20 protein-coding genes and 1 CRISPR repeat array are annotated in these 21,506 nt (G+C 57.7%); of the genes, 1 reads left to right on the top strand and 19 read right to left on the bottom strand.

Features of this window, described 5'->3' with window-relative positions; all coding sequences use genetic code 11:
* Positions 1–6 precede the first annotated feature (6 nt).
* Positions 7–635: a CRISPR direct-repeat array (repeat unit 30 nt; unit sequence GTTTCGATCCCTCAAAGGCAGTCTACAAAC).
* Between the two features lie 198 nt (positions 636–833).
* From cas1b to cas6, 7 genes are read right to left on the bottom strand one after another with little or no spacing between them, the layout of a single operon-like run.
* Complete coding sequence (gene cas1b, locus G463_RS19025; protein ID WP_425387053.1) at positions 834–2,174, bottom strand: type I-B CRISPR-associated endonuclease Cas1b; 1,341 nt, start codon at positions 2,172–2,174, stop codon at positions 834–836.
* Positions 2,175–2,216: 42 nt separating this feature from the next.
* Positions 2,217–2,738: a CRISPR-associated protein Cas4 gene (gene cas4 / locus G463_RS0105585; protein ID WP_245575697.1), complete on the bottom strand. Its 522-nt coding sequence runs from the start codon at positions 2,736–2,738 to the stop codon at positions 2,217–2,219.
* A 20-nt stretch (positions 2,739–2,758) separates the two neighbouring features.
* Positions 2,759–5,251: a CRISPR-associated helicase/endonuclease Cas3 gene (locus G463_RS0105580; RefSeq protein WP_026974372.1), complete on the bottom strand. Its 2,493-nt coding sequence runs from the start codon at positions 5,249–5,251 to the stop codon at positions 2,759–2,761.
* Positions 5,248–6,042: a CRISPR-associated protein Cas5 gene (gene cas5 / locus G463_RS21620; RefSeq protein WP_051321975.1), complete on the bottom strand. Its 795-nt coding sequence runs from the start codon at positions 6,040–6,042 to the stop codon at positions 5,248–5,250. Before cas5 ends, G463_RS0105580 begins: the two co-directional genes overlap by 4 nt.
* Positions 6,039–6,986, bottom strand: a complete 948-nt coding sequence (gene cas7b / locus G463_RS19015; protein WP_035485870.1) for a type I-B CRISPR-associated protein Cas7/Csh2 — start codon at positions 6,984–6,986, stop codon at positions 6,039–6,041. Before cas7b ends, cas5 begins: the two co-directional genes overlap by 4 nt.
* 2 nt (positions 6,987–6,988) lie before the next feature.
* Positions 6,989–9,040, bottom strand: a complete 2,052-nt coding sequence (gene cas8b / locus G463_RS0105565) for a type I-B CRISPR-associated protein Cas8b/Csh1 (protein WP_026974371.1) — start codon at positions 9,038–9,040, stop codon at positions 6,989–6,991.
* A gap of 5 nt (positions 9,041–9,045) precedes the next feature.
* Positions 9,046–9,804, bottom strand: coding sequence for a CRISPR-associated endoribonuclease Cas6 (gene cas6, locus G463_RS0105560; protein WP_026974370.1), 759 nt, complete (start codon positions 9,802–9,804; stop codon positions 9,046–9,048).
* Between the two features lie 655 nt (positions 9,805–10,459).
* Between cas6 and G463_RS0105555 the strand changes: the two genes are divergently transcribed.
* Entirely contained in the window at positions 10,460–10,813 is a 354-nt protein-coding gene (locus G463_RS0105555) for a DUF4850 domain-containing protein (RefSeq protein ID WP_035485868.1), read from the top strand.
* A gap of 96 nt (positions 10,814–10,909) precedes the next feature.
* Here the strand turns inward: G463_RS0105555 and G463_RS19010 are convergent, their stop codons facing one another.
* The 12 genes from G463_RS19010 to G463_RS18975 all read right to left on the bottom strand — a co-directional run bounded on the left by G463_RS19010 (position 10,910) and on the right by G463_RS18975 (position 21,014).
* On the bottom strand, positions 10,910–11,245 hold the full coding sequence (locus G463_RS19010; RefSeq protein ID WP_035485865.1) for a DUF3147 family protein: 336 nt from the start codon (positions 11,243–11,245) through the stop codon (positions 10,910–10,912).
* Between the two features lie 4 nt (positions 11,246–11,249).
* Positions 11,250–11,672: a MarR family winged helix-turn-helix transcriptional regulator gene (locus G463_RS19005; protein WP_051321974.1), complete on the bottom strand. Its 423-nt coding sequence runs from the start codon at positions 11,670–11,672 to the stop codon at positions 11,250–11,252.
* Positions 11,673–11,920: 248 nt separating this feature from the next.
* The gene (locus G463_RS0105540; RefSeq protein WP_026974368.1) at positions 11,921–13,222 is read right to left on the bottom strand and encodes a hypothetical protein; all 1,302 of its coding nucleotides are present in this window, start codon (positions 13,220–13,222) and stop codon (positions 11,921–11,923) included.
* Positions 13,223–13,314: 92 nt separating this feature from the next.
* A complete protein-coding gene (locus G463_RS19000; RefSeq protein WP_026974367.1) occupies positions 13,315–13,815 on the bottom strand; it encodes a DNA glycosylase AlkZ-like family protein in 501 nt (166 codons plus the stop codon).
* Between the two features lie 8 nt (positions 13,816–13,823).
* Entirely contained in the window at positions 13,824–14,303 is a 480-nt protein-coding gene (locus G463_RS0105530; RefSeq protein WP_026974366.1) for a YbaK/EbsC family protein, read from the bottom strand.
* Complete coding sequence (locus G463_RS18995) at positions 14,293–14,667, bottom strand: cupin domain-containing protein (RefSeq protein WP_051321973.1); 375 nt, start codon at positions 14,665–14,667, stop codon at positions 14,293–14,295. Before G463_RS18995 ends, G463_RS0105530 begins: the two co-directional genes overlap by 11 nt.
* A gap of 323 nt (positions 14,668–14,990) precedes the next feature.
* A complete protein-coding gene (locus G463_RS18990; RefSeq protein WP_051321972.1) occupies positions 14,991–15,953 on the bottom strand; it encodes an ABC transporter ATP-binding protein in 963 nt (320 codons plus the stop codon).
* Positions 15,934–16,722 carry an ABC transporter permease gene (locus G463_RS18985; RefSeq protein WP_051321971.1) on the bottom strand — a complete coding sequence of 263 codons (789 nt, stop codon included), beginning with the start codon at positions 16,720–16,722 and terminating at the stop codon, positions 15,934–15,936. The genes G463_RS18990 and G463_RS18985 overlap by 20 nt, the downstream gene beginning before the upstream one ends.
* A 3-nt stretch (positions 16,723–16,725) precedes the next feature.
* Positions 16,726–17,751, bottom strand: a complete 1,026-nt coding sequence (locus tag G463_RS0105510; protein WP_026974365.1) for an extracellular solute-binding protein — start codon at positions 17,749–17,751, stop codon at positions 16,726–16,728.
* On the bottom strand, positions 17,748–18,884 hold the full coding sequence (locus tag G463_RS21615) for a substrate-binding domain-containing protein (RefSeq protein WP_051321970.1): 1,137 nt from the start codon (positions 18,882–18,884) through the stop codon (positions 17,748–17,750). The genes G463_RS0105510 and G463_RS21615 overlap by 4 nt, the downstream gene beginning before the upstream one ends.
* 283 nt (positions 18,885–19,167) lie before the next feature.
* Positions 19,168–19,986 (bottom strand): ABC transporter permease, encoded by an 819-nt coding sequence (locus G463_RS0105500; protein ID WP_026974364.1) that lies wholly within the window; start codon positions 19,984–19,986, stop codon positions 19,168–19,170.
* The gene (locus tag G463_RS18975; protein WP_051321969.1) at positions 19,983–21,014 is read right to left on the bottom strand and encodes an ATP-binding cassette domain-containing protein; all 1,032 of its coding nucleotides are present in this window, start codon (positions 21,012–21,014) and stop codon (positions 19,983–19,985) included. The genes G463_RS0105500 and G463_RS18975 overlap by 4 nt, the downstream gene beginning before the upstream one ends.
* Positions 21,015–21,506 lie beyond the last annotated feature (492 nt).

Below are 21,506 nucleotides of genomic sequence, written 5' to 3'. Positions count from 1 at the left end.
GTATTAGTTTCGATCCCTCAAAGGCAGTCTACAAACTGATTTCAGAATCATTTTCAGACATAGGCTTGCCTAGTTTCGATCCCTCAAAGGCAGTCTACAAACCTACAATGTGCTCGACGATGTTTAGCGGCGGAAGCTCGTTTCGATCCCTCAAAGGCAGTCTACAAACCGGAGATTGAAATTGTGTTCGACGAACTGAAGAAGCGCGAGTTTCGATCCCTCAAAGGCAGTCTACAAACGGTCTGACGGCTTACGAATCATCACGGACCAGGATGGTTTCGATCCCTCAAAGGCAGTCTACAAACGCTACACGTACGGACTGAATCAGGTTCGTCACCTTCAGTTTCGATCCCTCAAAGGCAGTCTACAAACTTGGATGGTGTCATAAAGGCAGGGCTCGAGCACATAGTTTCGATCCCTCAAAGGCAGTCTACAAACTCCATCAGGGTCACAGTATAAATAAGCATTTTCAAGTTTCGATCCCTCAAAGGCAGTCTACAAACTGAAGACGTTGCAACGGCCCTTCAGGAGATGGTGGAGTTTCGATCCCTCAAAGGCAGTCTACAAACGGTGTACTGGCGGGATCGGCGCCGGCGCGACACGGAGTTTCGATCCCTCAAAGGCAGTCTACAAACCCATTTTCACCGCACCACAGCGCTCTTTTCCAACAAGGCTCATTCCAGGATTATATCAGACTGCGCATCCCGCACACTACGCAATGTCCCGCTGTGCCTCACATTTCCGCCGTCCAACACTTGTCGTCGATCCCCCGGGTTTTTGACACAACTGCACATCGACGACAACTTGACCACAATGGCGGGCAGCCGCGTCGTTCAAAGAAAACGCTCCTCTCCTCCCTTTTGTATGCCAATGCTTTCACGACTCGTGTACCGCGTTGTGCGGAAGATATAGAAGAGCACAGAGTCATGTTCAGGTGAAATGATTTCCGCAAGCTCTCGTTTCAGTGCGGCGAAGTCGGCCTTGGTGATCTCTCCTTCCAATACAGAGTTTTGTACCCAGTACAGATACCGCCGGCAGGTTTTCAAGACTTTGGCGACACGCTTGACGTGAACGTCGTACACCACAATCACAAACATCATGCCCCCCCCCCTTACCAACGGGCTGCAAACGGAATGTATACTTTCTCGCCGAGGAGATGCTTTTCCAATTTGTACAATTCCAAGCGAATCAATCTGCGATAGGACACGGATCTGCTCAGCTGGCAGGGTACCCACTCTCTTAGCGGGACGTAGAATCAATCTGCGATAGGACACGGATCTGCCCAGTTCGCGCACTTGTATCGTTTGTTGCAAACGCTCATCCCATTGCTTGACAAATATTCCCCGGCCAGCGTCATTGAGAAATATCCCTTCTGACGCCTTCACGAAATGCGAAGCTTTCAGCATGCCTTTGTCAACCATCGAAAATATGATTCTATCCACGAGGATGGGTTTAAAGATTTCGGCAACATCCAGGTTGAGTGTGAACCGCCGAAAGTTCGTGGCATGCAGATATCCAATCCGCGGATCGAGATGCGTCTTGTAAATCTCGCTGAGGACAGTGGTGTACAACATGGAATTTCCAAAACTGATGAGTGCGTTGAGCGGACTCCTCGGCGGACGTTTTGTCCTGCCTTCAAACCGAAAGTCGGCGTTGGACAGGATGGAATTGAACGCCTGGTAGTAGGCCTCGCGAATGTTTCCCTCAATGGCCATCAATTGACTTACATCGGTATACGAAGACACCAAAGGCAGCAAGGCTTCTATTTTGTCCAAGGGATCCGCAACGTCCCGCCCCCGCCCTTGGTAATACTTCAATACTCGACGCAAATTTTGCGCGGCCCCTTGGACGAAACGCTGTGCAATCGCCGCCCGCCGGGTGGGGTCCAAGTAGTGCTCAACCTGTCGCAGAATCATGTCGCCCGATACAATCCGCTCCCTCGGATAGATGGTGCCGGAGTAGTATCCGTAATGGTTGAAATAGTGCACGAGTGCCTGTTGCTGGGAAAGAAAGTCGAGAACCTTGGAGTTGAACGTAACTTCCCCAAACAGGAAGATCTCCCGCACCGTTGTAATAGGAATGAACTTTTTACCTTCCGTCGTCTCAAAGAACAGAGTGTTATCCTTGCGCTTCAATTCTCCATTCGAAAAGATGTATAGGCTCTTCTCCACCATGACTTTTCCTCCCAGAGCCACACCGTGCGTTCGGCTGTCGACTCATGCCCAGCAGAATTCGGCATACGCACATTGACGACATACGGGAATCCGTTGTGGCGGCGGTGGCAGGGGTTGCGCAATCAGGGTGCGAATCTGCACCACAGCACTCTGAATCTCGGCCAATTCCGAAGGACCCAGCGTCACCCGCACCACGCGCCTTTCTTCCGGAAAATGCAGTTCGCCCACGGCCTCCACCCCGTCTTCGTGCAACTGGAGGAGATAAAACAGCAATTGCATGCGTGCTGAAGCTTCATGACGGGAGCTCTTCTTGACTTCGTACACCACCCACTGACCGTCCCGCCGCACCAGCCTGTCCATCTTACCCGCTGGGGTGGTCACTTCATGGGCCAAACGAGAATACGATTGTTCATGGATCAGCCGACCGATGCGGATGTTATCATCCTCTTCGTCCGGCGTCAGTTGCCGCGACATCAACCACGCCTCACGGGGGCAGACATGGTAGTACCACACCAACGTGCCAGTGACGCGCACTTCGTTCACATCTGGAACGCTCTCTGCCACCGAAATCCCTCCCTTTTGTATCAAAGCATGAGCGACACGTCTTCCGGTTGGTACGCCAACCCCGTCATGGGATGGTAATACGCATGGCCACCACCAACCCCGGGCAGATACCAGAGTCCGCTCTCGTCCACCGGCCTCGCTCCGAGGGCAAGTGCCCGCTGCTGATGCACCGAGAGGATGTAGCCGTGGAATTCCGCCTTGCGCCGCAGATAGCTTTCCTGTCGGCGGCGCCAATCCGGCTCACCCAGCACGGCCGCTTGATACCACGCCCACAGCTCCGCCGCAGCATCGGTGCATTCCACAAACAGGTTCACATACGACGGATACTCGGTAATCAATTGAAAATCGCACACGGCAAGGCGGTCTTTATTACCGCCAGGAGCGAAATTCAGATCTGCAACCGCCCGCCAGATTTGCGCGCTGTCTCCTGAAGAAATCTGCTTGGACAGCGCCTCGAAATAATCCGTAACCAACTGTGGAAGTTCCGCCTCCCGGATACTTCCCCGACTTTCGCCGCCCACGTATTTGCGCAGCGTCCGCAGGGTTGCCTCGGCCTTATACCGTTTGTACACCGCTTCCATGGACGAGTGCCGTCCCGGCTCCGGCTGCAACTGAAAGACGCGGACCGCCCCCCGCCTCCCCGACGCGTTGTTGCGGTTGCAGCGCCCGGCGGACTGCACCACCGCATCCAACGGCGCCAGTTCGCGGTACACCACGTGCACGTCCAGATCCACCCCGGCCTCCACCACCTGCGTGGCCACAATCAGCACCGGTTTGCCCGCCTTGGTGGCAGCCGTCAGGGAGGCCACACGTTCTCTGCGCATGGCTGGCACCACATTGCCGGACAGGTAGGCCAAGTGCGCACGCGTACCGTCCAGGCGCTGTTCCAGGCGCTGAAAGACCTCAATGGACGTGTGGATTGTGTTAAAGATGAGGAGATAGGACTGGTGCGGATCGTATTCTTCCAAAAAGGCATCCACAAACGCATCCACGGATATGGAAGACAAATCCACGTGCACATCCACCCGATCCAATGCCGCAAACCGTTTTGCGACTTCCTCCGCGTCGCCGGCCAGTTCCACCGCCTCCGCGGTCAGGAGGCGAGGTTGGGTGGCGGTCATCAACATCACCTGCACATCACTGGTGCAGGCCGCCAGTTGGAGCACTTTCCCTATCAACGGCCAGTATTCCGCCGGCAAACTTTGTACCTCGTCCAGAATGAGGATGGCGTTGGCCAAGCGATGGAAGCGTTTAAGTGCGCGGTTGCGATGACCCAGCAGAGTGTCGAAGAGCTGAACATAGGTGGTGACAACGAACTCGCTGTCCCATCCCTCCTGAAGCATCAGCGCCTCATCCACCGGTCGCTCCACGCCGTCCCGCTGCGCCTGAACGGGTGCCAGGTGATGATGCACCAGCAAATACTGCGATTCATTACCCGTAAACCCATCCACCGCAGACAGGACACTGCGTAACACCTCCGCGTTCTGATCAATGATGCTGGTGAACGGCATGACGTAGATCACACGGGGTGGCACACGGCCTGCGGCCGCTGCATGTCCGCGCAGCTGCATGGCTGCGGCGAGCGCCGACAGCGTCTTGCCGCTGCCGGTGGGAGCTGTGAGCGTAAACAACCGGGCATCGGAATGTGCCTGGGCCCGCTGTTTGACCCGCTCGTACAGGTTCTGTCGTACATCCGCCATCGGCGAATGGGCATGAAACGACCGATTCACATGCTCGTCCACAAGACTTGTGGGTACCACAGGCCGCTCGCCGCTCACCCATTGGGCTGCATCGCGCTTGTCCGCGTCTATCAACGCGGAGAAGCAGCGAAGTAGACGAACATACTGGGCGTGGCCCTCCATCTCGGCCCCGCGCCGATAAGTGCGCGCGTCCTTGACCAGTCGGTCGAAGGCCTGCCACCACCCATCCTGCAGGAACGCACCAACGTTCGGCCGCCAGTTTTGAGGCAACCAGTCCCGCACGGCGTCCGCCGCTTCCAGCAACGTCTGCTCGATGGCTGCCGCATGCCGGGCCAGATCTTGGACCTGTTGCTGCGCCTTATACAACGGATCCGCCAGCGCATTCGAAATCTGGAGCGGATCAGCCCCCCTCATGGACTGACGGCCAACGTCCACATCCAGGTTCATGAAATCACCGTGGTGATGCTTCACCGCCAGGTAGATGAGGAGCGGATCCCACATGGGCAACCACGCGTGGTCCTCCTGCGCCCGGTACGCCACAAAAGCTGCGTACAGGGCAGAGATGAACGCGTGTTGCTGGAGCCCCTTGGGGTGGGGCACTCCGGTGTGCAAATAGGTTTGAAAGTACGAAGTGAATTTGCCGAAGTCATGAGCCAGCCCCGCCATCACGCCCAGTCGCTGCAACGTGACGTCACCGGCAGCCAACGCTGCCCGAGCAGCGTTGGCCACCGCTTGCAGGTGCGCGGAGAGGAGGGTGGTGGACACCACGCGTCCCTCAGCGTCGCGTCGAACGTGGGAATGGAACACATTCATGACGCCGAGCCACCGTCCTCCGCAAAGACAACCACTTCACTGGCTTCGTTCTGATAGGTCAGGCGCCATGCGGGACACCGCAGCCGGACCGGCAAGGGCTGGCCTCGACGCTCCACCAGGAATTCCCGGTTCCATCCGTGGGTTCGGCCAGGTCCAAAACTGTACGGCATCAGATCCTTGATGACCTGAACCTCCGTCCCGAACGCCCCAGCGGTTTCCGTCCATCCCAGCACGTCCTCCATCAGGCAGGGTGTCACCACCGAGAGATCAGTACCTGCCGGTATGCGTTCCAGTTGTAGAGGCGCGAGCACTTCCACCAATCTCATAGACGCGAGCATCGGCGCGGTACCGAGCGATATCGGGTACGCCGGCGTCTGTGTCGCCACCCGCTCGGCCAAAGTCTTCATGACAGCCGCATCTGCATGGGAGAAATATACTCGGTATGTCACCTGTCCCGCCGCCGCTTCAGGCACCACCAGTTCCGTTGGTACCTGGGTGTGGCCGCTCACCCCAGACACGTCCGAGGGAGATTTCACAAACAGGTTGTTCATGGTCTGCATGACCGTGCGCACGGGCGTGCGCAGCGACGCCGTCAGTCGGGCTTGCGCCGGACCCAGATGCTCGTAATAGGTGTCCCGCTCGAAGCCCAGAATGGCGGCCACAATGCCACTGAGCGTCGTTCTTGGCGGCAGCAGATAGGTCAAGGACGACGAGTTCGTGTGGATCTTGCGGAAATGCGCCATCCTGCCGCTGAGTTCAAAAACGACCATCGCACCAGCCTGTGTTGTCATTGCGCTCCCGCTTTCATCCCAGTTTCCACCGGCACCACAAGTCCGACGGCCACTTCATGGATGGCATCCGCCAACCGCACCGACTCCGTGCCTTGCCAGACGCGAAAATCAGGATGTTGCCACACATGCACCGCAGCAATGCGCGTCCGCTCCTGGGCAATCCGGGTCACCAACCGATCCACCCGCAGCCGTACATCGGCAGAACTACGCAGGTTCTCCTTCTCTTCGAGATCCAGCAACTCACGCCAATCGCCGAGCACCGTGCGGTCATCCGCATACTCCACCCGCACATACAGGCGCGGATACTGTCCAATTTTGCTGCGCGTGGTCTGCAGTGGAATCGCCTCCACCAAGGCCTGGTCCAGCCAGGTCAGATCCGCCTCCGTCAAACGGCTGAACTCAGCCCGCTTCCCACTGACAACGCCCGCGAACGCGAGCAGAGAATAGTAGACGCGATAGTCTTTCCCAAACGTCCCCTGACTCTTCTCATCCTGGGAACTGAACCGGGAACTGATGGTGTACGAATTCACCAAGTCCACGTGGTTCAGGGAGTATCCCCAGGTGAATTGCACCGGCCCCGTCACCTGAATGGAAGAGCCTCCGCCACTGCCCTCTCCCTTGATGGGCATGGTGGCGCCAAACAACCGAATGTCAATCAGTTGGTCAAGAATGGTGGGCAAGTCCTTCACGGTTGGCTTCTTGCCGCCAAGTACACTCTGCAGCCGCTTCTCCGCAGTCACCACTTCTCCCTGGCGCGGCTGCGCCACGTACAGCTCATGCCCCGCGTCCTGCAGGTAATCGCGGATGTACCGTTTAAGCCGGACGTCGCTTACCAGGTTGCGCCGAGCCTGGTAATCCATGCGCGGGCGATTTTCGTCATCGGGATCGCCATTGGGATTGGCCAACTGGGCATCGTAGAGAAACAGCAGTTCACTATTGTTCATGTTCACGCTTCCTCCCTTTGTTCATTGCCTAGCGCCAAGAGCTCTGCGGGCTGTTCGTCCACTGAGGGGACTTCCTTGTTGCCTCGGACCAAGAATTGCTTACGCTGAAAGGAAAATCCAGACAGGATGTAGAAGACCGCTTCTTCGTCGGTCAACCTGTGCTCCGCCTTCCAACGCGGCGGGTTGGTCTCGAGCACCCGCGCAAACGCCAGATGCATACGGAACAACGTATTCGACTCTCTCTTCCAGTTGAACAACTTGTACTGCTGGAACGCTTCCTCCACCTTTCCCACCAAGCGGATGATATCGGCCGCATTCATGCCGCGATAATTGATTTTTTCCATCACCGGCATGGATTTGAGGCCATTGTGCCACTGTGCGTTGGCCACACTGGCAATGGCGGCGCCCAACCAAAACAGTGCCTCCTGAGCTGGGCGATAGCCCACCTGCTGCAGAAACGCGTCTCCATCCAAGTGAGTGTCTGTATCCACAACGTTCCCCTCCCTTTTCAACGGCGCCCCCGACAATTGCTCCAGATCTTGGAGCATGGACAGCACCAAGTTTGCCAGGAGCACATCGTCGGTCAACCGCGACAACTCATATCCCGCGCGCGGTGCCGTCACGTTCGTGGCCGCATAGCGGCCAAACCGATGAATTTGTATCAATCGGCAGAACGATTCCATCAGCGTGCGGTACGATATGGCTTGTCCCGTCAGCAACGCGTCAAACAACTGCAGCAAGCGCCGGTACTCCTGCGCACGATTGGTTTGCGTCACGGGAATCAAGCGATAGAGCGCACGAAAATTGGGTGTCCAGTACTTGGCTTCCGCCGCCGGAATGCCGAGCAAGTCGACGGCCAACCGTTCATGCCTCCGAAAATATCGCCGCAACACATCAAACCGTGTTTCCGGCACATCCCGAACCAAGTTGTATAAACGCAGTTCCGCATTGTTCCACACGTGGAACAGCAGATTCACCACGTACCCAAGATGCTCGAACTCCTCCTGGGCCTGCTTCATCTCATCCTCCAGCGTGGCCACGCCTTCAAAGTTGAGCACCGACTGCACATTCTGCTGCACCAGGACGCCCCATTCCCGCGCATTCAGATCAGCAGCCACAGGCCCCAATATCTCAGGAATGACGTAAAAGCGCAGATGTCCAATGTGTGTTCGCATCTGCCCGTGTACGAACGATTCCGCCGCCAGAAGCGCCTGGTAGCAGCTTTGGCAGAGCACCAGGTTGCGATGGAACCGCTTCTTGTCCACACCGCTGGCAAACGAAATTTTGTCCGTGTTGTAATATTTGAACTTCATTCTGGTGAAGTTCGGCGTGACCAACGCCTCGGCCCCACAGGCAGAACAACGGCCTGGCGCAGCTTCGTCAAACACACCCTCAACCCGGTCCTGCAACACCAATCGGCGGTAATCCGGGTGGTCTACCACACGCTGCCCGTTGATGCAGAACGTCCACAGCGGGATTCGGTTGGCGACCAAATCTGCGGTCTTCATCACCGCCTTTTCCAACATCGGAAGCAAGGTTTTTCCCCGAATGGAACTGCCCGGTTCCGTCCGGCACGATGCCGCCAACGCTTCCCAGTCCGCGGCAGGGAGACAAGCCAACTGCACCACGTCCAATACATAGCGGTAGCGTTCTTCCGGGCCTGGCTGCGGTCCAAGGTCCACCATAAATCGCTCCAGCAGATCCGCAAGCTCCGCCTTCAATGCGGCATCGTCCGGCAACATCCGGTGCAGGTTCACCAATGTTTGCGACAATAGATAACCGAGCGAGTTGGTGGTGGCCGTCCACTGTGGACTGTTCGATCCGGCCGCATTGCCAACCCACAGCCACTCCTGCGCAATCCGGGCGCGATCGCTGTCCCTGCATTCTACGGCCTGAAACTCCAGTCGTCGCGCTGTGGTGTCCAGGTTGACCACGACCACATACGGATCTTTTCCTGAGGCGTTGGGCATTGGCTGAATCAGACTTCCCAGAAGATCCTCGTCGTCTTCGCCACGCGTCAGCATGCGTCCCAAGCGCACCATGGCATCCAGCATTGCACTCACCTCCCGTGCGCAAACAGATCAAACAAGCCAAAACCATCTGAGTTTTTCATGCACAATCCCGCATCCCAGGCCAACGCCAGCATTTTTCGCGTCCCCTGAACGCGAAAATTTCCATCCCATGCATGAATGGGCGTATCGCGGAACAGCACAATGCGCTCCTTCATGTGCGCCTCGTCCACCGGAATCAGCTCGAACGCCGCGTCCGCCTCCGTCACTTCCAGGCCCAGCGCGGACGCCTTGAGCAGCAAATTGCGGCGCATCAATTCGGTGAACTCTGGGGTGCCCGGGCGGTAGTACTGGGTGTACTTGCGGCCGTTGGGCAAGATCATGGTGCGGTAGACCGTGATGGGAGAAAGCAAGCGAATCTGCGCCTGTGTCACGGTGCCCGGATACCGTTCCAGATTCGCCGTCCGCACCTGCACCTCCGTCCCGTGCAATGAAATCCGCCCCGCCTTGAGCAAAGTCATCGATAAATCGTAGATGACTTCATCCAAGGCGCTGGAGACCACCCATCGCACCGGTCCGTGGAACGTGATGGTCTTCTTTTGTCCATCCACCTGATACTGCCCCATCAGCCTGGAGAACGCGAACAACTTGACCGGTTTGCCGCCGACGCGACGCAGGCCCTGATCATGAAGCTGTGTACGCATGCGGGTGTCGCTGAGATGGCGATACAACACGCCGTGGAGTGCGGCATTGTAGTGCAACGGCAGTTGCAGCGGCCCCTTGGCCGCAAACTCGAGTGCAACACGCATGGTTTCACCTCCTCCACAATGAACGAATTGAGTATGTTTTCATAATACTTACTCACGTCATTAGGATCAAGATCTAAATAAAACGACATCCTTGCCTCACCCGATTTCCATCTTCCATTGGACATCCTGTGGAACCATGTTAAGATACATCTCACAGTCTCCCTTCGAGGGTTCGAAACTTTAGTTCTTGTTCGCCGATGTCAACCCATGACATCTGCCAATAGCCTGCCTTCAAGGGATCATTCACACGGAACGAACAACTGACTCTGTGTTCCAAAGTTGATATTGCCGATGCGTCACACCTTAGAAACTACTATTAGCGGAAATAGATCATTTGCTTTTCCTTCTGCGTTTTCAAGAATGAAATTCAACATCGCCCAATCATTCCCTGCTTTTTTATTCGCGAATTGCGACAAATTTTGCGTGTAATCAGCCATTCATCTGCGACAGGAAGCGTATATACCTGACGGTCACCTCGTCTGATGAACTGCCAATCACGACACAACCATAGCGATGATTCTAAGATTCATGTGATACAGGACTTTTCATCTCTCTGTTCTTTCAATAAAGGTTAGCTGGTTTTTACAAAGTAAAATCAGTCGGATTGATTTACCAAGATTACAAAACCTGACGTGTTATCACTGTTGATTGTGATGTGCTGAAGCAAAAACTCACGCTCACAGACGATGGCGGCTGCGTGGGCTGTACATTGGGAGACATTTCCGTGTACTTTCCAAACATGAAACCACAGGTATTACAGGAGGAAATACCGGTTCCTGATACACATCCGAACTTTGTCGCAGCAAGCCTCATCAACGCCAATACACTGGGATACACGCTGGAAGCACCCGGTCAAGGGTATGAGACGAATGGAGTCGCTTATATGCAAATGGGGATTACCAGCCAGGATCCGTTCTTTGGTCGCGAGGAAATCACTCTGCCGGTTTCCGAACACCGTCTGGAAACCACCATCCTAAACTTCTACACCGCCTACACCGTACACGCGTAACGCAGATTGCAGCGGGACCCAGGTGGGGATGTTATCCTTCACTCCCCCACCCCGCATTCGTTCCCAGACATGTGGCACCTGCGTCAGCGCCAAGGCTCAGCCGTGCCACACCTTTCCCAGGCAGAAGGAGCTCACTCCCCAGGCCACCAGAGCCAGCCCGAGTGCTCCTGGGAACGGCCAACCTCTACGCATCAGTACGACCACGGCCGCCAAGAGGACGGCCGTCGGAATGATCCCTTTCAACACCCCAAGGAAAAATTGATATATATGCTCCGAGGATGCATGTCCAACCATCAGCCAGGCGGCGGACAACAGGCTGATGATGGGCAACGCGGCAATCCATCCCCCAAGATCCGGCCGGTATCTTGAAATGCTGGCCACGAGCGCCACAACCAACGCAGATACGGCCACTTTGACAGCGGTCAACGCCATCGGATCAGCCCCCTTTCACAAGGTTCAGCAATTGCTGCATTCCATCCACCATCCGCTGCCGTTCCGCGGCGGACACCTGCGCCAATCGCGCAGCCAGTCGCGTGACGTCCAAGCCAGTCTGTTCGAGTACAACCTGTTCGCCGACTTCCGTCAGGCGCACTTCCACCACGCGCTCGTCATCCGTGCGCCGCCCCTTTGCAATGAGACCCTTCTGCTGCAGGCGCCGCAAGATTTCTGAGGCCGTATTGTGGGCACATCCGAGTTGCTCGGCAATCTGCTGGACGGTAACCGGCCCTGTCATCTGTATGTATTGCAATGCGCGCACAGCCTGGTGTGACAGATCCATCGTAAATGTGGGGTGGCAGTGAAAGTAAATAGATGAGAACATGACGGATAACCGGATGGCCAGTTCCTCTGTCTCGGACATTCCGACACCTCCATCGACTACAACGATTATATCGTTATAAGTGATATAATTGCAAACGTTCCCTTCCCGAGAGCGTTCTTCTCACATTCACGATGTTCTCGTTTCATCATCGCTGGATAAGCCGATGGACGGCATGTCCCACATGGGCATCCAGATGGTATGGTAGGCATGCGGAGGCCCTTTCATGTTGAAGGTGGGAGGGAGGAAGTCCCGGCCAATAGCGCGGGACTCCCTCGGAAAGACTACGTTCAATTGCTGGATGACGCAGAACTCGTATCGACAGGCGGGGTGATGGTCACGTTGTCGTACGTGAAGTTGTAGGTCGCCGTTTCGTGAATCGTGAAACCGGTCAGCTCGGCCAACACGGTCGATTTTTCACTCTCCGGAATGGGCAGCTGGCTGATTGGAACGTCGAGGTCCAAGGTTAACTGCTCACCTGTGATGACGCTCTGATTGTTGACGGGCTGCACCGTGATGTTCAGGCTGCCATTCAGGTTGTGCAGGATGGTATTGACGATGGATTCCACTTGCGTGGTGGATAAGTCTCCGGTCCCTCCGACGGAATCTCCAAGGGAATTCAGAATCGGATCCAATATCTGTGCCATGCTGCTTCCATCTAAGGTTGCTGTGTACGTGCTGGTATTGCCACTCTGCGACACTTTGATGTTTCGCAGCATGGAAAAGCTCACGTTGTTCATGGGCAACTGGGACTCCAGCCCCTGCGCTATCTGTTCACTCGCCGTGTCTTCCGTCCAGCCATCCCCCTGATTGATCCATATCCGGTTCCCTTGCACATACTCTTGAATGGTCTGATTTATGGTCTGAGAGACATTCGATGCATCCCCGGAACCTGTGGGTGTGCTCGAGGTGATGGTTATGGTGATGAGAGACGCCTTCTCTCCATTCACGGTCCCGTTCACAGCGTCCATCGACATTTCCATGTCCATGGCGGACGAAGTATCGCCTATGTCAGCCTTGCCTTGATCCGTCAAATTCAACTGCAGGTGCATTGTGGCCTTGCTGGTCAACTCGGACTGAGGAGCGGCATTGGTATTGGCGAACGCATCCTCCAAGGCCTTCACCTCAGGCGTCTCCAGCGTCCACGTTCCTCCCTGCAACACTGACGAGAGATTCAAAGATTTCAGAACCTGAGACATGTCATTCACGCGCAGGTACGTGGTGGGTTTGTGGGAAGACGGATCTTTTGCAACCAGTGATGAAATCCGCGCCACCAAGTGGCGATTCACATAAACAGATATATTTCCCTTTCCAGGATTCGAAGGTGTTGCGACGGAGACAGAAGGATCCGTAATGTACCAGCTGTTTCCGCGCCATTGACCCTGGATGCCCAGACCTTTGAGCGCCTGTATGACATACCAGACCGGCATGTAGTCATATCCGCCTTGACGGATGATGTTCGGAGCAAACTTGCTGTCATTGTTCACGACAATCTGCCCTGTCGTCTTCGTCGACGTGCTCGCCATGGCCGCCGGTGCCGTCGCACCCAGCATGGTCACGCAAACCGCCATCGCCCCTACCCATTTTTTCATTCGATTTCCCCCTCGTGCCTGGTTATTTTTATAGTATCCAGCCTAGCGAGCAACGTCAATGATTTCCCGAGTTGGTTGATTCTATCCAATTTTTATCGCAGGCCTCTGCAGTGTCTCCTGTAAAAATTCCTTTGTTCCACATCTACATCATCCTCCCACAATCCCTCCGGCATGGTGTGCACAACTTCCCCCAGCTCGGCGCCGTGCGCGCGTGCGAACGCCGCCAGCGCCGCCAACACGCGACGTCGGAGAGATTTCGTCCAGCGCACCCGAGGCTCGATTTGCAGGAGTTGGATGTCCAAGCGGGCGCGCTTTCGATCCAGCTTCGGATCGATCCGCCCGATGAGCGCATCCCCCGCCAGAATGGGCATGGTGTAGTATCCGAACCGGCGTTTCGCGGCAGGCGTGTAAATCTCCCACCTATAGGAGAAATCAAACAGGTCGGCGACTCTGTCCCGCCGCCACAGCAGGTTGTCCAACGGCGGCAAGAAATGGACTGCGTTCGACCGGTGCGACGCGGCTTGGTGAGGGTCGGTGGCATGGCGCAGAAGGAGTCGGTATGAGCTTTCTTGGCCGGTGAGAAGTCGGAGCACATCCTGCCCTAATTTATCCGCATCACCTGTCCAGCGGTCATGGCGATGAGTTCCGACGGCGTCAATTGAAATACCGCTTTCGGATGTCCTGCCGCAGCCCAGATGGTCTCAAATTGGCACAGATCCTCGTCCACAATCGTATCTATCGGCTGAATGTGTCCAATCGGAGGCACGCCGCCGATGACGTATCCGGTGTGTTCACGTACAAAGTCTGCGTCCGCCTTCCCCAATGCATCGCCCACGTGATCAGCGATGCGCGCTTCATTGACTCGGTTCACGCCGCTGGCCACGACCAACAATGGCCGGCCTGATCTCTGCAGCCGAAACACAATCGATTTCGCAATCTGCGCCACTTCGCAGCCAATGGCTGCGGCGGCTTCCTTCGCCGTCCGTGTGCTGTCCGGAAGTTCCATCACAGGGTTCGTATATCCCATCGACAACAGAATGTTCTGCACACGCTGGGCGCTCTCCTTTAATTTATCCGCCATACACCATCCCTCCGGTCTCGTGCCTGTCCAAAACCACTCTGTCCCCGTGGCTTTTCGGGTGGGAGATGACCAGAAACTCCACATCGTCCTCGGATTCGTTTCGCATTTGGTGCAGCTGGCCCGGAGGAACTTCCACTCCCTCCCACGGGTGGATAGTATGCCGTTCCTCACCCACCACCAAGGTTGCCGTCCCAGTGAGCACGAAGAAAAACTGCCGGGAACGGTTGTGATAATGTCTGACCTCCGACGTGCCTGGCGGCATCCGTTCATGAATCACACTGAGATTCTCACGCTTGACCAGGTGCCAACCATCGCATCCGCTCCCCCACGTGTAGTGCTCGGCGGTCTGCTTACTGCTCTTCATCGCCTGTATCTCCTTTGCGCGTTGTCTTGTCCACTCCGCCATCGCCACCGAGGTGCACCTCACGACGAAGTGATCAGACACACCCACACCTTATGGCACACCTTGTAGGCTGCGGGAGTGCCTACGAGATGAAAAAATATGAAATTTCAGACCGAAGAGAGTGTTCGCCCTCACCCATTCGAACACCAACGCACTGGCTATCTTCTCCTCGCTCGTTCGATAACCGTGATACGTCCCTTGAAACATCGTACACCCAACGGAAGCATTTGAAAATCGCCCCGTGGTCCATCGCCTGGGATCCGCAACTGTGTGTGGCGGATCCCTTAACGCGCATTGAACACAGGCGGCTCCACCAGCGTCATCTCCACGGCCTGTCCGAGATCTACCGAATCCAGTGGGTGCAGGGGAATGTGCTCAATCCGCCCCCCTTGCGCCAGCCGCACGTCCATCACACGCCGCCCCTCAAGCCAGGTCATCCGCTCAACGACGCCGGTCAACACGGGCCCGAGGTGGGGCCGCGCGCCGAGGACCACCCGTTCAGGATGCACGGCGACCACCCGTCCCTCGATGGGAAGGAATGCCGTGTACCCCACCAGCGCGGCCACGCGTGGCGTCGCGGGCCGCGTCACCACTTCGTCCACGGAACCCATCTGCAAGAGCTCCCCTTCATCCAGGACGCCGATTCGGTGCGCCATGCGCTGTGCCTCCGCCAATTGGTGCGTCACCAACACTACAGGGATGTGGAGGTCACGATGCAACGCCACCAACACATCCTGCAACTGACGTCGGGTGGGCCAGTCGAGTGCAGACAGGGGTTCGTCGAGCAGCAGCAGACGGGGGCGAGCCGCCACCGCCCGGGCCATCGCCACCCGCTGCGCCAAGCCACCGGACAGCTGGTATGGTTTCTCGCCGAGATGGCCGGACAGTCCAAACCGTTCAATGAGTTGAGCCATGAAATCGTTGGCATCCGCATCGCGGACGCCAAAGCGAAGATTGTCCAGCACGGTGAGATGGGGGAACAAGTGCGGCGATTGCTCGACATACCCCGCCCTCCGCTGCCACGGCGGAAGATGCAGGGGGGGACGACGCGTCGTGTCGAGCAACGGGTTCCCATCCACCGTGACGATGCCACGGGCGTCTGGCTCAAACCCGGCAATGGCGGATAGAATGCTCGACTTTCCTGCGGCGGACGGCCCAAACAGCGCGAAGATTTCCGCTTCGCCCACGTCAAACGCCGCGTGAATCACAAACGAACGCCGAGGAATCTCACACTGGACTTGAAGCATCTCGCATGCGCCTCCACAACACGACCAACAGCGGCAACGGTAGGGCCACCACCAACAACAGCACCGCCAGCGGCAAGGCGGCCGGCAACCCCTGTTCCTGCAGGGAAATCCAAATGCTGACGGGCAGCGTGCTCGGATAGTACGCCATGACAATCACGGCTCCAAACGCCCCGATGGCTCGCGCAAAGGCCATCGCGAGCCCCACGCAAAGGCCCGGCAGCGCCAGCGGAACGGTCACGCGTCGAAACGTCGCCAGCGGCCCCATCCCGAGCGACAACGATGCCCGCTCCACGCCTCTGTCCACCTGACTGAACGCCGCCTGAGCCGCGAACAGATAATACGGCAGCGCTTCGTACACCTGCGCCAGCACCACCGCCAGCGCACTGTTGGTGGCCACCAGGCCCAGCTGGGACAGCGCCCGACCGATGCCGCCGTACGGACCGTACACGTACATCAACAACAGCCCGATGACGAGGGGGGGCATGAGCAGCGGAATCAGCATCAGAAATTCGACCAGTCGCCAAAACGGCGTTCGCCGGCGGGACATCATGTACGCGAGCGGCGTCCCAAACACGAGAATCACGGCCATTGACAGCATCGTGCACGTCATCGACGTGATCACAGCGGATCGTCCGCCCATCCGCCACGCGTTCACAATGGCGCGAGCGCCCACATGCTGCGCGAGCGATGCGAGCGGCAGCAGGAGAAACACGGCGCACAGTAAGGCACTGAAGCGAACCATCCAGGCACCAGGAACCACGCGCCGCACGGTCTACTGCACCTGCCCGAGTTCACCGAGAATGGACGACGGAATGTCGCGCTTTTGGCCGTACACGATGGGGGGCGTCAGCGTGTAGCCCGCTTGCTTGTACAGTTGTTGCCCCTGGGGCGACAGGATAAATCGCACGAACGCCTCACCCGCTGCGGTGGCTGGCGTGCCTTTCAGCGCGGTAATGTACACTTCAATCGGCGCGCCGGTGACAACCTTGCCATTCGAAAGGCGCAGCGACTGCTTCGCATACGTCGCGGCGTCGGCCGGATTGCCCAGATTCACCGTGTCCGGCAACTGGATGTAGGGCAGGTGACGCTGCACCGCCTCCGGCAGATACGCGCTGGACGCGTCCAACTGCCCCGCCTGCAGTCTGGAGAGGATGGTCTGTTCGTCGAAAATTTCCCGGGGATTGTTCACGCCGCCGAGGATCTTGTCGGCGGTGCCCGCGGGCAGCTTCAGGGCCTGCTCCGCCAGGTGCAGCATAAGGATGAAATATTGTCCCTGCGGGTCTGTGTTCGGATCCGTCCGACCGAGGTGAAACGTCGGCTGTGCCATCAGCGTAAACAATGTTGAGAGCGGCGCTTTTCCTTTCGCTATGGCTTCCATTTGACGCGCGTACGGACTCTCGGGAGAGTACGCGATGACCAGCGGCGAGCTGGCGAAGCCGACCGCCCACGTGGTGAAGGCTGGATTGATCACTTTCACCGGTCCGGTGCCGATGCTCATAAACACGTTCGGGGTGATCTCGTGTCCCGCAATCAATTGCGCCACGGCGTACGAGCCCCCGCCCCGTCCCTGGTACGAAATTCCCGTGGCCCGGGTGAAGGCTGGCCCGACGACCTGGTCGTTCACCAACTGCAGTGATCCTGCGTACGCCACCGACGCCACACCGGACGCTCGGGATTTGTCGGCCGCGTTCCCGGCGGCCGCTGTGTTTGTTGTGGTGGTCCCGCAGCCCGCCGCGGCCATCACGACCGACGCACAGAGGGCAAACGTCCGTGCAAACTTGCGAATCTTTGAACTCATTCGATTTTCTCCCTTTCCCCTGCATGTTGCATCCCGGTCCGCGACACGTCGTATGGACCGTACCGTTCCAGATCCCACCGGAACACGTCGGACTGCAGCGTTTCACACAGAAGCTGCACGGCATGGGTGTCCAACTCAGCTTCCGGGATCCAAAGCTCGCAGACCTCCTCCTGAATGGACACAAAATCGAGCTTTGTCAACGCGGCGGCGCTGGCGATGCCAATACCCACGTCGGCGAGGCCGTTCGCGACCGCCTCGGCCACCTGCAGGTGCCCGGGCAGTTCCCACGTATAGCCGGGGATGACCGCACTATCCACGCCCGCCTCCGCAAGCAATCGGTCCAACAGGGCCCGTACGCCAGATCCCTGCGGACGATTGGCAAGCCGCAGACGACCGCTGGCCAAATCCTCCACGTGCCGAAATCCGGCAGGATTCCCGCGCTTCACGAACCATCCCACTGACCACGAGGCAAAGTGCATGCGTATCAGAGCGCCCATCCGCACATCCGGCACCGGCGGCCGCGCGGCCGGAAAATGCACCGCCGCCACATTCGCCAGTCCGTCCGCGAGGTGGCGCAGCGCACGCTCATTGTCCGCGTTTTCCCAGACCGGATTCAGTGACGGCGGAGTCCGGGTGCCCCGCACCTTCGCGTGCTCCGCCAACAGCCCGAGCCCGATGTCACAGCCCGCCACCACGGCGGAGGGCCAGAGCGACTGTCCCGGTGGCTGCGCAATCGTGACGCGTCCATCCGGCAAACACTCCAAGACCACACCCACCGCGGGCGCAATCTGCGCATACCCGCCCCCATTCTCCGGCACCCGCCGTGCCACGTGCCTCCCCCCGCGCTCCAACACCAGGACCCTGTCGCCGACCTCCATCGGGTGTCCCGACACGCTGACCACCCGCAGCGGCTCACTCAACGGCTCCTCGAAAAACACGTCCTCCACCGATGCCCCGAGCACGCGCGCCAGTCGCAGCGCCACAACCGTGCTCGGGATCACCTGCCCGGACTCCACCAGGCTCAGCGCCTGCCTCGTTACGCCCACGCGGCGCGCCAGCTCCGCCTGGGAGTACCCACTTCGCTCCCGCAACAGACGCACTCGGTTGTTCAGCATCCCGCGCCTCTGCTCCACGTTGGTCTCCTCCGTAGACCGCCCGAAGGCGATGGTTTGGTTGCGCCAATGTTGGCGGACCGGATCGCAATCATCATTTACTCTCGTCAAGTATACTTGACAATGATTGTCTTGACCACCATGCAGCTCTACGCAAAACAGGAGCCTCGAAGGGCTCCTGTGTGGGTGTTCGTCCATTATTCCTTTTGTGCGACCACCATGCCGAGCGCCAGCCGCAGATCTTCATCCCGCAGAATGAGTTCCTTCTCCGCGTCGGATATCCGAGCTGTCGCACGCCAGCGCTTCAGGTGCGGCGCATGTAGGCCCGCACGGTGAGCGGCGCAAAGAGCGCCACGATGATGGCCGCGCCAACGAGCGAGATAACCAGGTCGCTCCCACCGAAGGCGCTCGTGTTGACCATGTCGCGCACCGCGGAGACCAGGTGCGAAATCGGGTTGGCGTGAACGAACCACTGCAGCCACTTGGGCATTGTGTCAACCGGTACGTACGCGTTGGACAAGAACGTCAGCGGAAACAGGATGAGCATGGAGATGCCCTGGACGCTCGATGCGGTGCGAGCAATCACGCCAAAGAACGCGAAGATCCAGCTGACCGCCCACGAACACACAATCACCAGAATCCCCGCCAGCACCACGTGGCCGAAGCCTCCGTTGGGGCGATACCCCATGATGTAGCCCATCGCAAAGGTGAGCACCGTCGCGATGGTATACCGAACGGTATCGGCCAACAGTGCGCCTGCCAGTGGCGCGATGCGCGCAATCGGCAGCGACTTGAAGCGGTCAAACACCCCCTTGTCCATGTCTTCCCGCAGTTGTACGCCGGTGACAATCGATGTCGTGATGACGGTTTGCACGAGGTTGCCGGGAATGATGATGGGCAGGTAATTGTACACGTTGCCGGAAACGGCCCCGCCAAAGATATAGGTGAACATCAGCGTGAAGATGATGGGTTGGAACGTCACGTCAAACAACTGCTCGGGGGTGCGACGAATCTTCAGCAGGCCGCGATAGGCCATGGTGAATGAGTTGCGCACCGATTGAGAGAGGCTTGTGTGGTTCTTCAGGGATCGCCTGATCTCCGGTGTGATGGAAACGTTGCTCATACGCGGGTCACCTCCAATTCGTGTTCATCTTCCACCGCCGCGGATTCGCGTTCTTTCACCCCGTGCACGGTGATGGTCAGGAACACCTCGTCGAGGCTCGGTTTTTGCACGCTCATCTCAGCCAGATGAATCCGCGCTTCGCGAAGGCGGATCAACAGATCGGTCACCTGGTCCGCGTTCGCCATCGACGCCGTGATTTTTCCCGCCTCCGGCGAGACAACGGACTTCACCCCAAGCACCTGATCCACCATCTGGCGCGCGCGATCCATGTCCGTCGGACTCTGGACGCGCAGTTGCAGAGACGACGTACCCACCGACAGTTTCAGCTCATCGACAGTGCCCTCGGCGACAACCCGCCCGCGATCAATCACCGCAATTCGATCCGCCAGTTGGTCGGCCTCGTCGAGATACTGCGTGGTCAACAGCACCGTTGATCCGGTCTTCACCAGCCTGCGGATGGTGTCCCACATCTGGGCGCGGGTCCGGGGATCGAGCCCGGTTGTCGGTTCATCCAGGAAGATGAGCGGTGGCTGCGCAATCAGGCTCGCCGCCAAATCCAGCCGCCGGCGCATGCCGCCGGAAAAATTCTTCAATGGCCGTTTCGCCGCCTCCGTCAGCCCAAATTCCTCCAGCAGCTCCGCGGCCTTTCGCTTCGCTTCCGCCCGTCCCAGGCCCAGCAGCCGGGAGAAGATAATCAGGTTCTCCGTCGCACTGAGCGATTCGTCGACCGATGCATACTGGCCGGTCACGCCAATCAACTGGCGGACAATTTGCGGTTCTTTCACGACGTCATATCCGAAGATGCGCGCCCATCCGGCATCCGGTCGAAGCAACGTGGCCAACATGCGGATGGTGGTGGTTTTCCCAGCCCCGTTCGGCCCGAGCACTCCGTAGATGGTTCCGGCGCGGACGGTCAGGTCGACTCCATCCACCGCCCGATTGTCGCCAAACTGCTTCACGAGTCCGCGCGCTTCGACGGCCCAGGTATCGTGGGCTAGCGTCGATTCGCTTGCGTTTCTCTTCGACACCGCGATTCCTCCTCACTCATTCTGTCTGCATGGACAATAGCGCACAATTGCGAACTGAATATGAACAACGCCAGAACGCTGGTTCGTGCACCCGGCGATTGTAACAGTGTTCTGTTCCCGCAACGCTCATACGGTGCACTTTGTTTCGCCTTGCACGACCTGATGCAGTTCACATGATTCTGCAACATGTCAAACTCAGCGTTATTCAGAGCATCGAGCACATCTTTCAGCGCGTGATTCTCGAAACCCCGCGCCGACGCGCCGAATATAACATAACACTGTTACGAACATCAACAGAAATCTGCATAGTCCATACTTAAGTCTGAATCGATTGCGACCGAGGTCCTAGCTCCCATTTCACCCATTCCTCGAACGATGGATAACGAAAACATCGAAAAGCATCCGCTTCTTTTGGATAAATATAACATTTTGTGCAACGCACCATCCGTTCCGAATATTTGTCCATAGAGGATATTGTGTGCGACATACCGA

The organism is Alicyclobacillus contaminans DSM 17975 (assembly GCF_000429525.1).
Classification (GTDB): Bacteria; Bacillota; Bacilli; order Alicyclobacillales; family Alicyclobacillaceae; genus Alicyclobacillus_A; species Alicyclobacillus_A contaminans.
Note: the sequence above shows the minus strand (reverse complement) of the source record. Positions and strands in the feature narration are given on the sequence as shown.